Raw genomic sequence first — 15,721 nt, 5'->3', positions numbered from 1 at the left:
TCCTCTGAATCTTTTATGGCAGCCCCCTTAAGCGGGCTGGTCCTTAAAACCTGTAGGTGGCACCAAAATAGAAACGACGTCCGCTGTAGGCATTCTGGATAAAGCGGTTATCCGTATCGTTGCCCAGGTGAACATAAGTGTCCGATTTGGTCAGGTTGATCACTGAGGCCGACAGCACCAGATTGTCGGTCAGGTTGTAGCTGGCATTTACATCCACCTGGTCATAAGCCGCCGTGTAGAAATTGGTTTCCCAGGACGCCACATAGCCGCCGACGCTTGGACCCCGTTTGTTGTAGGATGCCCGCACGCTGAACAGGTCGTCCTCATAGAAGGCCGACAGGTTCCATTGGTATTTGGAGCTGCCGATCAGCGGGGACTCACCGACTTTCTCGCCGTCCAGTTCCACATTGGCCTGATTGGTGTTGTTGCGGGTGTAGTTGGCATACAGGCCAAAACCGTTGTCGAAGAAGTGCTGCCAGAAGACTTCGGTACCGGTGGAGCTGGCGTCGGTGCCGTTGGCGACCGTACTGAAGTTACGCACCAGCAGGTCGTCACCGCCGGCATTGACCACTTTGTCGCCAGCATGGGGCAGGGTGAACTGCACTTCCGGCAGGCTGCGGGTGGTGTCGATGATCAGGGGAACGACGAAGTTATCCACGTCCTTCTTGAACAAGGCGATACCAAAGCCGGAACCTTCGCCGTAGTAATACTCCAACGAGGTATCAAACTGGGTGGACTCCAGAGGCTTAAGGGAAGAGTTGCCGCCCGACCCCGTCCAGCCTTCCGAGTCGCGGATCGTATCGAAGTCGTCCGCGGCGGAACGGTCGGCCGAGTACTCATTGGAGGTGTAGGTGAGAGTCTGGAATTGTCCCAGGTCGCCGTATTCGGGACGGGCCATGACCTTGGCGGCAGCTACCCGCCACACCCAGTTCTCGTCGATATCCCACACCAGGTTGAAGCTGGGCAGCAGCTTGTTCTCGGTATTTTCCTTTTCGATGTACACAAAGTCTTCTACACGCTGATCGTCTTCGGGGAGCATCTCGCCGTTTTCATCTTTCCAGTCCAGCCTGTACAGGATCTTGTCGGACGATCCCGAGGTGGTGGTGGTGCTTACAAAACGCAGACCCAGGTTGCCGCGCAGGTTCTTGTAGCTATAGTCGGCCTGGATATAGGCGGCGGCGATTTCTTCCTCTACGTTGTAGACATAGTTCGGCTCTATACGCGTGTATTTAACAAAGTTGTCCACCAGGTGTTGCTGGTACCTGTGCCAGTCCACTGCCGGGAAGAGGTTGGTATTGATTACATCAGACAGGTTGCCCAGGGACTCGGACCTGACGACCTTGGTAATGTCCGGTATACCGCCGTTACGGGAGTAGTCATCGTCCAGGTTGATACCGCCGTCAGCTTCGGCGGCAGGGATGTCAAAGTCCGGCGCCAGATAGAAAGTATTGCGGGTATCACGATGAATCTTGCCGTTACGGTATTTGGCACCCACGCGCAGGGTTTCCACTATGCCCCAATCCAGAAAGTAATCCACATCCAGGCTGGCATACTTCTCTTCCTGGGTGCCGGTAACAAAGCTGGAATCCGTAGCGCCCACATCGGCGTCCCCACCAACACCTGCTACCAGGTTATTGATCATATTGGGGTCCATATAGGTGGTCATGCGATGGCCGGACAGATCGTAGCCGTAGTAAAGAGAGGCTTCATTGGCGTAATAGGCGGCCCGGTACTTTTCCGAGGGCCCCCCTTCGGCTTCGGTATGGCCGAATGTCAGCTTGGCCTTATAGTTGGAACCTTCATATTCGGCGTAGAAATCGAACGTGTCTGAGGTCGATTCCTCAATGATATATTCACCATTGATCCGGGGAATGGGAGACACACGCTGATTCCCCGATACCCCTACTGAATAGTCGATGCCGGTGACATATTCGGCTTCGGCATCGACCCTGACATCTGTCCAGAAATTATCGTTATTGTTCCACTCCGGATATTCCAACTGATTAAGGACGGCGTTCTGGCCGAGCGTAAAACGGAAATAGTTCATGCCGACTTCCAGGTTATCCGTTACCCGCCACTGCGTGGTAAACTGTAAGCCTTCCCGTTCACGTTCCTCTTCCCAGATTTCCTGCACCATACTTTGCGGCGCATAGCCCTGAGCCCCGCCTTCAACGACCTGATTGTCGACCCGCTCGGTATAGAGGAAATTCTTGTTGATAATGTTGACCCGCGAACTCTGCGAGCCATTGGTACGGTCCTGGCGGGTATAGCCCAGCAACATACCGAAATCCTCGTCATCATTTTTCCACGAGTAGATACCACTGAACTGGGGTTCGTTCTTGTCGGTAATGTCCGAATTGGTGTACTCAAGATTCAGTATCCCTGAGTTTTTCTCCATATTCAGCGGCTTGCGGCTGTACATTAAGACCGTACCGCCGATTCCACCCTCGTCCAGTCTTGCCTCTGACGACTTGAAGACCTCCACTTTCTCGATCATGGTGGAGGGCAGTAGTGCATATGAGAATGACCGGGACGGCTCCCCGGGAGAAGACGCAATAAAATTGCCGTTTAGCTGGGTAAAGGTCAGATCGGATGACAAGCCACGAATGCTGACGGTGGCGCCCTCCCCCCCATCACGCTGGATAACCACACCTGGTACCCGTTGCAGTGAGTCGGCAACGTTTTTATCCGGGAATTTACCTATGTCTTCGGCGGTGATCGCGTCAACAACGGCATTGGACAGACGTTTTACTGCCAGGTTCTCTGCCGCTGAAGCCCGTATGCCGCGCACTTCAATGACTTCAGTGTCCCCTGGTTGGGTGTCTGACGGTTGTTCTGCTTCCTGGGCCTGGGCCAGCCCCATGGCGCTGAGCACGGAAAGACAGAGCAGCGATCGCGTGAAACCTCTTGATGCAAAGGTTTTTCTTGTTGTGTTCCTGGTCGCCATTGGCTTCTCCACTTGCGTTAATGTAATCGTAAACACAAAACCAACCACAAGGATATCTAACCCTTATAATTCAGTAATTTACTTTCTTATTGTTAAGCAATTCCCTGCTAAATCGATTACCCACAAAATGTAATCGATTACATTTAGTGGAAAAATACTAGCTCTCCCGGCACAGGGTGTCAATGACATCAGGACGATTGCTTACAACTTTTTAACCAGCAGGAATGGTTATTCAGGAAAAAACAACTATAGAACAATGAGTTAGTAAGGATTATTCGAAGCAGCCATTTGTTAAAATTCTGCCTTTTTCAGCGGATGTCCGCCACTCAGTCAGCTTTTCGCCGGACCGCTGCTTTGCCGTTCCACCAGGGTAAAGGGCAGGATTTCCCGGGTACGGTTGAGGGGTTGGCGGCTGATCATCTGCAACAAGACTTCAAATGCACGCCGCCCCATCTCATAGGCAGGCTGATCGATGGTGGTCAGGGGCGGATCCATATAAGCCGAGACCCTGACATTGTCGAAGCCGGTAACAGAGATATCACCCGGTACTGTCAGGCCCAGACGTTTGAATTCGTGCAGGGCGCCGATAGCGATATCATCATTGAAGCAGATGACTGCCGTGGGTGGCTGCTCCCGCCCGGCCAGTTGCCGTGCGCCTTCCACCCCCGTCTCAATGCGGTAGCTGCCGCCCACCAGCATGCTGTCGTCAAAGGCAATGCCCTCTTCGTGCAACACACTCTTGATGCCGGCCAGCCGGTCCCGGTAAATCTGGCTCTCGATCTGCCCGGCGATGATGCCGAAACGGCTATGGCCGTAGCTAATCAGATGGTGTGCCAGGGCCCGGCTGGCAGCGTAGTTGTCTAATTCGATAAAAGGGTATTTGCGGTTAGCGATACGTTCACAGACACTGACCATGGGAATGGTCTCAGCCAGTTCGGCATCATTGTCTGAAAAAGGAAAAGAGTGATCCAGTTGAATCAGGCCGTCAGCCCGGTTGGTCAGCACCATACTGGCGTATTCGTTCTCACGCTGGCTTTTACCCTGGGTATCCCCCAGCAGCACTGAGTAGCCTCTCTCCTGAGCTGCCTGCTCAATACCTTCGATAATCCGCATAAAGAAAGGGTTCACCAGGTTCGGCACCAGCACCACGATGGAGTTGGACTTGCCCGTCTTCACGCTGGTGGCCAGCCAGTTGGGCCGATAACCGGCTTCCTTGACCGCTTTCATCACTTTGTCGCGGGTTTTTTCCGTGACCAGACCAGGGGATTTGAGGGTACGGGAAACAGTGGCGGTAGATACGCCGGCCAGTTCACTTACCTTCTTGATATTTGTCATGTTTCGCAGTTTTCCCCTGTGGCTGAGTGGTCAGCGATCTGATACCGCTAGCAGGATACCTTTTACCTATGATTTCATCCAACTAGAACAATAGCAAGCCTTAATGTAACCGTTTTCATTACCTGCACTTTTGCACAAAAACCGACCATTTAACCCTCACTTACATCTTGACGGGAGGAAATTCGTCCAAATTGGGTGGACTAGACAAATGTAATCGATTACAGTCCTGCCAGTTGTTAATCGGGACGGCTGGCAATATAACCTGGCGTTAACAAGTCCCCATCAAACCGAGACCAAGCATGAAATCAGCAACCTGTTGTGCCTCAGCAATACTGATCAGTCTGACGGCCTGCACCAGTCAGATGCCTGCGCCGGACGCAGGGCGGGTCAACCTGGTCGCAGAAGATCTGGTTCAGTATGTTAATCCCCTGATGGGCACAGACTCCAAGTTCAGTTTGTCGAACGGCAACACCTATCCTGCCATCGCCACCCCCTGGGCCATGCATTTCTGGACGCCAATGACCGCTCCCATGGGTGATGGCTGGACCTATAAGTACGACGACGACAAGATCCGGGGTATCAAGCAGACTCACCAGCCCAGTCCCTGGCTTAATGACTATGGCGCCTTTTCACTGATGGCGGTGACCGGTGAGCTTAAATTCCAGGAAGAAGATCGTGCTTCCTGGTTCTCCCATAAGGCCGAACAGGTGTCCCCCCATTATTACTCAGTTTACCTGGCCGACTATGATACCCGCGTGGAGGTCACCCCCACCGAACGGGCCGCCCAGTTTCGCTTTACCTTTCCCGACAGCGACCAGGCCTATATCCTGCTGGACGCCTTTGATAAGGGGTCCATGGTCAGAATACTGCCAGAGCAGCGCAAAATTATCGGCTATGCCCGCAACAACCATGGTGGGGTGCCGGACAATTTCCATAACTACTTTGTCCTTGAATTCGACAAGGATTTTGACCTGACCCACACCTGGCATGAAGACTGGTCCCTGCAGGAAAACAGTCACTACAGTCAGGGGGACCATGTGGGCGCGGTCATCGGCTTTAAAACCCGCCGCGGCGAACAGGTGCATGTGAAAGTGGCCTCGTCTTTTATCAGCCCGGCGCAGGCCGAGTTGAACCTGCAGCGTGAAATCGGTGAGGACAGTTTCGACACTACCCGGGATCAGGCCAGACAAAGCTGGCAGCAGGAGCTCGCCCGCATCCGGGTGGAAGACAGCAACCTGGACAATGTGCGCACCTTCTACTCGGCTTTGTACCGGGTGCTGCTGTTCCCCCGTAAGTTTTATGAATACGATGCCGATGGCCAGTTACTCCACTACAGCCCTTACAATGGTGAGGTGCTGCCAGGTTATATGTTTACCGACAACGGCTTCTGGGACACCTTTCGCGCCGTGTTCCCCTTTTTCACCCTGATGTACCCGGAACTGGACAGCCGGATAATGCAGGGGCTGGCCAATACCTATCAGGAATCCGGCTGGCTGCCGGAATGGGCCAGCCCGGGCCACCGCAATGTGATGGTGGGCTCCAACTCGGCTATCAATATTGCCGATGCTTACCTCAAAGGCATTCGCGGCTTCGATATAGAAACCCTCTATGAGGCCGTTAAGAAGAATGCCGAAGTCGATGAGGGCCGGCCTATGACCTCTGTGGGCCGGGAAGGGGTGGATTACTACAACGAGCTGGGTTATGTGCCCTACGACGTGGGTATCCATGAAAATGCCGCCCGCAGCCTGGAATATGCCTTTGCTGACTTTAACCTGTATAAGCTGGCCAGGGCCCTGGGTAAGGACGAGGATGCGCAGATGTTTTACCAGCGCAGCCTCAACTACCGCAAACTCTTCGATCCACAAACCGGCTGGATGCGCGGCCGCAACCGGGACGGCAGTTTTCAGTCGCCGTTTAACCCGCTCAAGTGGGGGGATGCCTTTACCGAAGGCAATGCCCTGCATTACACCTGGTCGGTGTTCCACGACGTCGAAGGGCTTAAGCAACTGATGGGCGGCAATCAGGCCTTTATCGACAAGCTGGATCAGGTTTTCGACATGCCGCCTTTGTTTGACGACTCCTATTACGGCTTTACCATCCACGAGATCCGCGAGATGCAGATCGTCGATATGGGCAACTATGCCCACGGCAATCAGCCCATCCAGCATATGATTTACCTGTATAACCATGCCGGCCAGCCCTGGAAGGCACAGGCCAAGGTGCGCGAAGTGATGGACAAGCTCTATTCGGCTACGCCGGACGGCTATTGCGGCGATGAGGACAACGGCCAGACTTCAGCCTGGTATGTGTTCAGCGCCATGGGCTTCTATCCGGTGACGCCGGGCACGGATCAGTACGTGATTGGCAGTCCGTTGTTTGACAAAGTGACTCTCAATCTGCCAGGAGGTGAGCGCTTTGTGATCCACGCCCGGGATAACGGACCACACAGCCCCTATATCCGGCAGGCCTGGCTGAACGGCCAGCCTCTTGAGCGAAGCTGGCTGTCCCATGACGAGATTCAGTCAGGCGGACAACTAGAGTTCCAGATGCAGGACAACCCCGACAAAGACTGGGCGGCAGAAGCTTCGGCCTACCCCTACTCCCTGTCCCTAGACCCAAACATTCAGTGAGGTGATCCCGATGGCTACCGTTCCAAACCACCCCCCGCTCAGAAGTGCTGGCAACGCCAGCCACTTCGCCTTTGCCGCCATGACCAGCCTGTTCTTTATCTGGGGCTTTATCACCGCCCTTAACGATATCCTGATCCCGCATCTTAAGGCGGCCTTTTCCCTGACTTATACCCAGGCCATGCTGGTGCAGTTTTGTTTCTTCGGCGCCTATTTTATCGTCTCGCCCTTTGCCGGTAAGCTAATCGAAAGAATCGGCTATATCCGCGGTATCATCACAGGTTTGTGCACTATCGCGCTGGGTTGCGCAATCTTTTATCCGGCGGCGGAAATCGCCCTGTACGGGCTGTTTCTGCTGGGGCTTTTTATCCTCGCAGCCGGGGTGACCATATTGCAGGTATCCGCCAACCCTTATGTGGCCATCCTCGGGCCTGAACGCACTGCCGCCAGCCGCCTGAACCTGGCCCAGGCGATCAATTCACTGGGTCATACCCTGGCGCCCTTGTTTGGTGCGGCATTGATTTTCGGCGCCCTGCAGGGAGGCGAAGCAGTCGGGGCCAGGGCGGTGCAGTTGCCCTACCTGATCCTGGCCGGCGCCATGCTGGTCACCGCGGTGGGGTTTTTGTTCCTCAAGCTGCCCGTCATCGAACACCATGACACCCCGGACGTGCACGCCAACGACAGTATCTGGAGTCACAAGGCCCTGGTATTCGGTGCCTTGGGGATTTTCCTCTACGTGGGGGCAGAAGTGTCCATCGGCAGCTTTCTGGTCAACTATTTTGCCCAACCCCATATTGCCGGTCTCAACGAGCATCAGGCCAGCCAGATGGTCTCCTATTACTGGGGCGGCGCCATGGTCGGTCGTTTTGTCGGTGCGGCCCTGACCCGTATGATAGCGCCTATCTATGTGCTGGCCACCAATGCCCTGATGGCCATCGTACTGCTGATTACCACCATCAACAGCAGCGGCGAACTGGCCATGTGGTCGGTGATTGGGGTCGGCTTTTTCAATTCCATTATGTTCCCCACCATTTTTACCCTGGCCATTCGGGGGCTGGGTCCTTTGACGGGCCGGGGATCAGGCCTGTTATGCCAGGCCATTGTCGGCGGGGCGATTCTGCCGCTGATTCAGGGGCTGGTAGCTGACAGTGTTTCGGTGCAGTTCAGCTTTATCGTGCCCATGCTGGCCTATCTGTATATCGGCTGGTATGCCCTGGTGGGCTCGAAGCGTCCTGCCCGGCAGATGGAGGTGCCCGTCAGCCTATGAAAAACATACTCTGCTTTGGCGAAGCCCTGATCGACTTCCTCAATATCGGTCAGACCCGGCAGGGCCCACTGACCTTACCCGAATTTCGTCAGTATCCGGGCGGCGCCCCGGCCAATGCCGCCGTTGCAGTGGCCAGACTGGGCGGCAAGGCGCAGTTTATCGGCCAGGTGGGCAACGATCCCTTTGGGGATTTTCTCGAACAGGCCCTGAAGGCCTATGGGGTCGATACACGACTGTTGCTCAAGCATCCCAGTGCCAAGACGGCCCTGGCCTTTGTCATGCTGGACGAACAGGGCGATCGCAGCTTTGCCTTTCATCGGCATGAGACAGCCGATCTGCTGTTTAACAGCGAGCAACTGCAGGACCAATGGTTTGATAAAGACGACTTGCTGCATATCTGCAGTAACACCCTCACCACCCCTGAGATTGCCAGGACCACAGGGCAATTGGTTGAGATGGCAAGAGGACGGGGCGCCCTGGTCAGCTTCGATGTAAATCTTCGCCATAACCTTTGGCCAGAGGGTGCGGCTGACCGGCAGCGGGTCAACCAACTGGTCCGTCGGGCCCATCTGGTGAAATTCTCCAGGGATGAACTCGATTATCTGGCCCAGGGTCATGAAGACGCCTATCTGCAGCAATGCCTGGCGTCCGGTTGCCGATTGCTGATGGTGACGGACGGTGCCAACCGTATCGATTTTATCAGTACCCAGGGCAGGGGCAGTTTGCAGCCGCCTGCCGTTAAGGTGGCAGATACTACGGCAGGCGGAGATGCCTTTATCGGCGGCCTGCTGTATGCCCTGAGCTGCATGACCAGTCCGCCAGCCACCCTCGATGATCCGGCCACCCTGAAGACCTTGCTGGCCTTTGCCGCCCAATGCGGCGCCATTGCCGTGACCCGGCCAGGGGCCTTTCCCGCCCTGCCCGATCTGCCGGCCGTCAGGGACGCTCTTCAGGCTGATGGTCATGACCTGAACGCCTTTCCTTCTGATCTGTTCCGGAGCCTGAAATGAATTTTTATAACCGCGATTTTCTTATTCAGCATTGCCAGTCCATCCTGGATTTTTATACCGACCGGGTAGTGGATGAAAGCGGCGGCTACCATCAGAACTACCTGGATGACGGCAGTCTGTTCGACACCCATTTCAAGCAACTGGTGTCCAGTACCCGCATCATAGTCAACTATGCGCAGGCGGCCATGCTGTATGACCGGGAGGACTATCGCCGGATTGCCCGCCACGGCCTGGCCTATCTGGAACAGGTACACTGGCAGGCGGACAGCCGGACCTATGCCTGGACCCTGAACAATCACCAGCCTCTGGATACCACTCAACAGGCTTACGGTTACGCCTTTGTATTGCTGGCCTATGCCGCCGTGCGCAAGGCAGGACTGATTGACAGCGACCAACCCCTGCTGGATACCTATGAACTGCTGGAAAGCCGTTTCTGGCAGGCAGAATACGGTCTGTACGCAGACGAAATCAGTGCGGCCGGGGTCCTAAGCCCCTACCGGGGACAAAATGCCAATATGCACTTATGCGAAGCCATGCTGGCGGCTTTCGAGGTCACGGACAATGACCTGTTCCTGCAACGTGCCGCCCTGCTGGCCCGGAATATCGCCGTGCGTCAGGCCAATTTCACCCAGGGCCTAGTCTGGGAGCATTATAAGACGGATTTCCAGCCGGACTGGGACTACAACAAGGACGATCCCAAGAACCTGTACCGGCCCTGGGGGTTTCAGCCCGGTCACCAGACCGAATGGAGCAAACTGCTGCTGATCCTTCACCGTCATGCGCCGCAGGACTGGTTGATCGAAAGGGCCGGGGAGCTGTTTGATCGGGCCTTTGACAAAGCCTGGGATCATCAGCATGGGGGGCTGGTGTACGGCTTCGATCCGGATGGCAACTGGTGTGACGATGACAAGTATTTCTGGGTTCAGGCCGAAAGCTTCGCCGCTGCAGCCATGCTGTACCGGCAGACGGGACAGGACAAATACCTTGAGCAGTACCAGGCCCTGTGGCAATACAGCTGGCAGCACATGGTGGATCACCAGTACGGTGCCTGGTTTCGCCTGCTGAGCCGGGATAACAGTAAGACCAGTGACCAGAAAAGCGCCGCGGGTGCCAAATGTGACTACCATACCCTGGGTGCCTGCATGGAAGTGTTGCGCGACCTGGGTCATCCGGCCCTTAAGTGAGGCCAACATGAGGTTTTCAAACACAGCCTATCGACCATGGCCCTTAATGGTGGTGCTGTTGCTGTCGGCCTGTTCCGGTCAGCCCGATCAAACCGCCGTTCAGAAACAAAAGCTGGATCCCCTTGCCTATGTGGATCCTTTTATCGGTACCGACGGCAAGGGTAAAACCTATCCGGGCGCCACCGTACCTTATGGCATGGTGCAACTGAGCCCGGACAACGGCCGTGGCGGCTGGGACTGGATTGCCGGCTATTTTTACCCGGACAATATTATTGCCGGTTTCAGCCACACCCACTTATCCGGGACAGGCGCAGGGGATCTGTATGATATCTCCTTTATGCCCCTGACCCGCCCTTACCGACGGCAGCAGACAGAAGGCGGCCCGGCCCGGGGCACAATTGTGTCGAGCTTCAGCCATGCGAACGAACAGGCGTCCCCCGGCTACTACCAGGTTTATCTGGATGACTACCAGATCAATGTGGAACTGACCGCGGGCAAACGCAGCGGCCTGCAGCGCTACCGCTTTGACGGGCCCCAGGAGACCGGCATTGTCAGGCTGGATCTGGGCTACAGCCGCAACTGGGACGAGACTACCGCCACCCATCTGGAAATTCTGGATTCACGCACCATCGGCGGCTATCGTAAGTCCAGCGGCTGGGCCAAGGATCAGCGCGTGTACTTTGTCAGTCGTTTCTCCCACCCCATTGAGTCCCATCATCTGGAACTGGACGGCAAGCCATTGGCGGCCGATCAGGCCAGCGGCATCGAGCTGGCAGCCGAGTTCAGCTTCGATCTGACCCAGGATAGTTCTGTGCTGGTACATACCGCCATCAGTTCGGTGAGCATAGACAATGCCAGACTGAACCTGAATGCCGAAGACCCTGACATGGGGTTTGATAAAAAGCATCAGCAGGCCCGGGAACTCTGGCAACAGGAACTGGGCAAGATTCAGGTGCAGGCCGGCGAGGACAACCTACGTCAGTTCTACACCGCCCTGTATCACAGCGCCCTGGCCCCCCGGCTCTATTCAGATGTGGACGGCCGATATAAGGGCCCGGATGGCGAGATCCACCAAACAACCGGCTCACCACGCTACGAGTTCTTTTCATTGTGGGATACCTTTCGTGCCCTGCATCCCTGGAAAACCCTGATCGATCCAGCCCGGAACAGTGAAATGATGGTGAGTCTGATAGACCACTACCAGGTGGCTGGCCGCCTGCCGGTGTGGATATTCCAGGGTAATGAAACGGATATGATGATGGGTTATCACTCGGTGCCGGTGCTGGTGGATGCCTTTCTGAAAGGCCAGTTGAGTGTCCCGGGGGAGGTGATTCTTGATGCCGCGTTGCAAAGCGCCACACAGAGTGCGTTTGGCCTGGCCAGCTATCAGAAGCTTGGCTATGTGCCTTTTGAGGAACGCAACTGGAACGTCAGCCTGACCCTGGAGTACGCCTTTGATGACTGGGCTGTTGCCCGTCTGGCACAAGCCCTGGGCCGCGAAGATCTCTATCAGGCCTTCCTGGCCCGTTCACGCAATTACCGTCGTCATTTTGATCCACAGACGGGTTTTATGCGTGCCCTGGACCACCGCGGTCACTTCCGGGAACCTTTTGATGCCGATGCCTACCATCCCGAGGACTATTGCGAAGCCAATGCCTGGCAGTACAGCTTCTTCGTGCCCCATGATATACCGGGTTTGATTGCCCTGCATGGGGGGAAGCAGGGGTTGACGGAGAAACTGGATGCTTTGTTCAACACCGCCCAGTCCGTGGAGGTGATGCCCGAGTGGATTTCAGGCACCATCGGCCAGTATGTGCATGGCAACGAGCCCAGCCATCATGTGCCTTATCTCTACCAGTATGTGGACCAGGGTCACAAGACGCAGAAACTGGTGCGGCAGGTTATGGACGAGCTCTATCACACCGCTGCGGATGGGCTGTCCGGCAATGAAGACGCCGGGCAGATGTCGGCCTGGTACCTGTTCAGTGCGCTGGGATTTTATCCTGTGGATCCTGTCTCAGGGCTCTACGTGCTGGGCAGCCCCCAGGTGGACAGGGCGACCCTGGCACTGGAGAATGGCCGGCGTCTTGAGATTATCGCCCATCACCAGAGTCCACAGAATGTGTATGTGAGCCAGGTGCGCTTTAACGGCCAGCCGGTGACGGGCTTTACCCTCAGCCACCAGCAGTTGATGGCCGGTGGCAAACTGGAATTTACAATGAGCCCGACACCATGAAACGACTGCTATTGTTATCGCTGAGCCTGCTCAGCATTGCTGCACTGGCGAGTGGCCCGAGCCAATATGTAAACCCCTTTATCGGCACATCCAATTTTGGTGCTACCCACCCCGGCGCCCAGTATCCCCACGGCATGGCGTCAGTGTCGCCCTTTAATGTGGCCTATGGGGGCGAGCTGAATAAATTCGAGAAAGATGCAGCCTGGAACTCGCGGGTCTATATCCATGAAAACCGCTATCTGACCGGTTTCTCTCACCTTAACTTAAGCGGTGTCGGTTGCCCAGAGGCCGGTGTGTTACTGCTGATGCCCACCGCAGGCAAGCTGGAACTGGATGCCAGCCGCTATGGCAGCACCTATTCGGATGAACGGGCAAGCCCCGGGTATTACCACAGCAAACTGGACAAATACGGCATTACGGCGGAGCTGACCAGCACCGCGAGGACAGGTCTGAGCCGATTTACCTTTACCAGGGACCAGTCCCATATCCTGCTTAATCTGGGCCTGGGGCTGACCAATGAAACCGGCGGCATGCTCAAAGTGGTCTCGGATCAGGAAGTGGAAGGTATGCGCACCCTTGGCACCTTCTGCTATCAGGCAGAAGATGTGCGTCCGGTATATTTTGTCGCCCGTTTCAGCCGACCGGCCAGGCAAAGCGGCGTATGGAAAAAAATGCCCCCTTACCGCAATGTGGAAGCTGACTGGATTGGCTATAACAACACCATCAAGCCTTATCCCAACTACCGCCAGGAAATGGCCGGGGACGAGATCGGTGCCTGGTTCAGTTTCGATACCCGCAAGGATGAGAGTATTGAGGTAAAAGTGGGGATTTCCTTTGTCAGTATCGAAAACGCCAGGGCCAACCTGATGGCGGAGCAGCCGGATTTCGACTTTGACCAGACCCGCAGGAACTCCGTCTCAGCCTGGGACAAACTGCTGTCCAAAGCTGAAGTGGAAGGAACAGAAGAAAACAAGACGCTGTTCTATACAGCCCTTTACCACAGCCTGATCCATCCCAGCCTGATTAGCGATGTGAACGGCGATTACCCTGTGGCCGGCTCTCATCAGATCGGCAACAGCAAAGTCGAAGAGCGCTACAGCGTGTTTTCGCTGTGGGACACCCACCGTAATCTGCATCCCCTCCTTAGCCTGCTATATCCCGGTCTGCAGACCCAAATGGTCCGCTCGGCTGTGGCCCATGGCAGGGAGAGCGGCTGGCTGCCCAAGTGGGAACTGTACGGCATGGAAACCCAGGTGATGGTGGGGGATCCCGGTACAGTGATGATTGCGGACACCTATCTGCGTGGGCTCAGGGATTTCGATGTGGACAGTGCTTATCAACTGATGAGAAAAGCCGCCCTGCAGGAGCAGGATAATCCGTTGCGCCCGGAAAATGCCGATTATCTGAAGCTGGGCTATGTGCCGGTGGACGATGAAGGCCCCTATGACGGCAGCGTTTCCACCAGTCTGGAATACTACCTGGCGGACTACGGTTTGGCGCAACTGGCAAAGACCCTGGGCAAAGAGCAGGATCATAAGCTGTTCAGTGCCAGATCACTGGGCTATCAGAAGCTGTTTGATCCTTCCTCCGGTATGCTGCGCCCGAAAAAACGCGATGGTCAGTGGCTGAGCTCTTTTGACCCTCAAAAGGGCAGAAACTTCGAGCCGGCGCCTGGCTATATTGAAGGCAATGCCTGGAATTACCGGTTCTATGTACCCCATGATATTGCTGGCCTGATTGAACTGCTGGGTGGAGAAAACAGCTTCCTGGAGCAGCTTGAGGCGACCTTTGAGACGAACAATTTCGATATGGCCAATGAGCCGGATATCACCTACCCCTTCCTCTATCACTACCTGGATGGGCAGGCCAACCGCACGGCGGATAGGGTCAGACAACTGATTGCAGCTCATTATGGCAACCAGCCGGCGGGTCTGCCCGGCAATGATGACGCCGGCACCCTGTCGGCCTGGCTGGTGTTCAGTATGATGGGCCTGTATCCCGTTACGCCCGGCAATCCTGAGTATGCGGTGTTTGAACCGGTATTTGACAAGCTGATCCTGCATCTGGATCAGGACTATTATCCAGCGGCCAAGCTGACAATTCTTAAGCGCGAGGAGGATTCAACCACCATCGAACTAAATGGCAAGGCCCTCAACCGGCCCTTTATCAGCCATCAACAACTGGTGTCGGGTGGCAGCCTGACTCACTGATCAGCCGCCGACAACTGCTGCGCCGCCCTGGCCCTGTCCACTTCCTGCCAGAAGCGTTGAATTAACGCCGGATGCTTCTGATAGGTCTGGCGATTGAAGGGGACATGCCAGCGCGACGACAGGACAGGGGCCTGGCTCATGACCAGTTGGTCACCCAGCTCCAGTTGGGCAACCAGGGCCCGGCCGATTCGCCGATCCAGACTGTAGCCGTCAAGCTTTCCCAGGGCGACCATCTGCAGGCCTTTGACCGCCGGCCAGTTGAGATCCGCCAGGACATCCCACTGCTTCATCTGATCGTGCACCACATAACCTGAGGGCGCGCCCAGCCCATATCGGCGGTATTTGGCATATTCCTGTGCATCCAGCCCCTGCTCGGTGACCAGGCTGGATAGGCGATTATCCAGATGCAAGGGTCCATTCCTTCTGACCACCAGGGGGTACTCTGACAGCATCAGATAAGGCTGACTGCCATTTTCCCGCCCAGGAAACTGGAAAATCTGACTGCGCTCCGGGGTCTGAATCATCGCAAATAAGGCTTGCATGCGTCCCTGCCTGACCAATTCCTGGCATTTGAGCCAATGTCTGGCGACAAATTTGGCATTGATACCCGTCTGACTGGCAGCCTGGCTGATCAGTTTAATCAGGATCCCCTTGGTAGCCTGGCCGTCCTTAAACTCGATGTATGGGGGATAATGCTCCGCTTCATGACAGAACAACATCTCATTGGCAAAAACAGGCGGGTTGTACCCGAACAACAAAAGTAAAAAAGAGGCTATCCAGCGCTTAATCTGTCGAGTTTCGGTGTCCAAACTGGTTTGCATCCTCAGGTATCCGCTCGTTCAGCATAGTTGAAAGTCATCAGGGGTGCCCTGTACTTGCCTGACACATGAGGCATAATGCCCACA

At 55.6% G+C, this 15,721-nt stretch carries 9 protein-coding genes; 6 read left to right on the top strand and 3 right to left on the bottom strand.

What is annotated here, in order from left to right; translation table 11 throughout:
- Positions 1–43 precede the first annotated feature (43 nt).
- Together J0A66_RS08510 and J0A66_RS08505 are read right to left on the bottom strand one after the other, a co-directional pair.
- On the bottom strand, positions 44–2,947 hold the full coding sequence (locus J0A66_RS08510; protein ID WP_206573375.1) for a TonB-dependent receptor: 2,904 nt from the start codon (positions 2,945–2,947) through the stop codon (positions 44–46).
- Between the two features lie 330 nt (positions 2,948–3,277).
- Positions 3,278–4,282 carry a LacI family DNA-binding transcriptional regulator gene (locus tag J0A66_RS08505; protein WP_206573374.1) on the bottom strand — a complete coding sequence of 335 codons (1,005 nt, stop codon included), beginning with the start codon at positions 4,280–4,282 and terminating at the stop codon, positions 3,278–3,280.
- A 299-nt stretch (positions 4,283–4,581) separates the two neighbouring features.
- On the opposite strand from J0A66_RS08505, the gene J0A66_RS08500 reads away from it, so the two are divergent.
- From J0A66_RS08500 to J0A66_RS08475, 6 genes are read left to right on the top strand one after another with little or no spacing between them, the layout of a single operon-like run.
- A complete protein-coding gene (locus tag J0A66_RS08500) occupies positions 4,582–6,912 on the top strand; it encodes a GH92 family glycosyl hydrolase (protein WP_206573373.1) in 2,331 nt (776 codons plus the stop codon).
- 10 nt (positions 6,913–6,922) lie between these two features.
- A complete protein-coding gene (locus J0A66_RS08495) occupies positions 6,923–8,176 on the top strand; it encodes a sugar MFS transporter (protein WP_206573372.1) in 1,254 nt (417 codons plus the stop codon).
- The gene (locus J0A66_RS08490) at positions 8,173–9,186 is read left to right on the top strand and encodes a carbohydrate kinase family protein (protein ID WP_206573371.1); all 1,014 of its coding nucleotides are present in this window, start codon (positions 8,173–8,175) and stop codon (positions 9,184–9,186) included. The genes J0A66_RS08495 and J0A66_RS08490 overlap by 4 nt, the downstream gene beginning before the upstream one ends.
- Positions 9,183–10,370 (top strand): AGE family epimerase/isomerase, encoded by a 1,188-nt coding sequence (locus J0A66_RS08485; RefSeq protein WP_206573370.1) that lies wholly within the window; start codon positions 9,183–9,185, stop codon positions 10,368–10,370. The genes J0A66_RS08490 and J0A66_RS08485 overlap by 4 nt, the downstream gene beginning before the upstream one ends.
- A 7-nt stretch (positions 10,371–10,377) precedes the next feature.
- Positions 10,378–12,606, top strand: a complete 2,229-nt coding sequence (locus J0A66_RS08480) for a GH92 family glycosyl hydrolase (RefSeq protein ID WP_241264104.1) — start codon at positions 10,378–10,380, stop codon at positions 12,604–12,606.
- On the top strand, positions 12,603–14,816 hold the full coding sequence (locus tag J0A66_RS08475; protein WP_206573369.1) for a GH92 family glycosyl hydrolase: 2,214 nt from the start codon (positions 12,603–12,605) through the stop codon (positions 14,814–14,816). The genes J0A66_RS08480 and J0A66_RS08475 overlap by 4 nt, the downstream gene beginning before the upstream one ends.
- Here the strand turns inward: J0A66_RS08475 and J0A66_RS08470 are convergent.
- Complete coding sequence (locus tag J0A66_RS08470; RefSeq protein ID WP_206573368.1) at positions 14,810–15,637, bottom strand: substrate-binding periplasmic protein; 828 nt, start codon at positions 15,635–15,637, stop codon at positions 14,810–14,812. The two genes, J0A66_RS08475 and J0A66_RS08470, sit on opposite strands and share 7 nt — an antisense overlap.
- Between the last annotated feature and the right edge of the window lie 84 nt (positions 15,638–15,721).

The organism is Bowmanella dokdonensis, assembly GCF_017254865.1.
In the GTDB taxonomy this organism is placed as follows: domain Bacteria; phylum Pseudomonadota; class Gammaproteobacteria; order Enterobacterales; family Alteromonadaceae; genus Bowmanella; species Bowmanella dokdonensis.
Note: the sequence above shows the minus strand (reverse complement) of the source record. Positions and strands in the feature narration are given on the sequence as shown.

Bases quoted from the DNA above. Each gene is read 5' to 3' on its own strand.
- J0A66_RS08510 (WP_206573375.1), bottom strand. From the start codon at position 2,947: ATGGCGACCAGGAACACAACAAGAAAAACCTTTGCATCAAGAGGTTTC.
- J0A66_RS08505 (WP_206573374.1), bottom strand. From the start codon at position 4,282: ATGACAAATATCAAGAAGGTAAGTGAACTGGCCGGCGTATCTACCGCC.
- J0A66_RS08500 (WP_206573373.1), top strand. From the start codon at position 4,582: ATGAAATCAGCAACCTGTTGTGCCTCAGCAATACTGATCAGTCTGACG.
- J0A66_RS08495 (WP_206573372.1), top strand. From the start codon at position 6,923: ATGGCTACCGTTCCAAACCACCCCCCGCTCAGAAGTGCTGGCAACGCC.
- J0A66_RS08490 (WP_206573371.1), top strand. From the start codon at position 8,173: ATGAAAAACATACTCTGCTTTGGCGAAGCCCTGATCGACTTCCTCAAT.
- J0A66_RS08485 (WP_206573370.1), top strand. From the start codon at position 9,183: ATGAATTTTTATAACCGCGATTTTCTTATTCAGCATTGCCAGTCCATC.
- J0A66_RS08480 (WP_241264104.1), top strand. From the start codon at position 10,378: ATGAGGTTTTCAAACACAGCCTATCGACCATGGCCCTTAATGGTGGTG.
- J0A66_RS08475 (WP_206573369.1), top strand. From the start codon at position 12,603: ATGAAACGACTGCTATTGTTATCGCTGAGCCTGCTCAGCATTGCTGCA.
- J0A66_RS08470 (WP_206573368.1), bottom strand. From the start codon at position 15,637: ATGCAAACCAGTTTGGACACCGAAACTCGACAGATTAAGCGCTGGATA.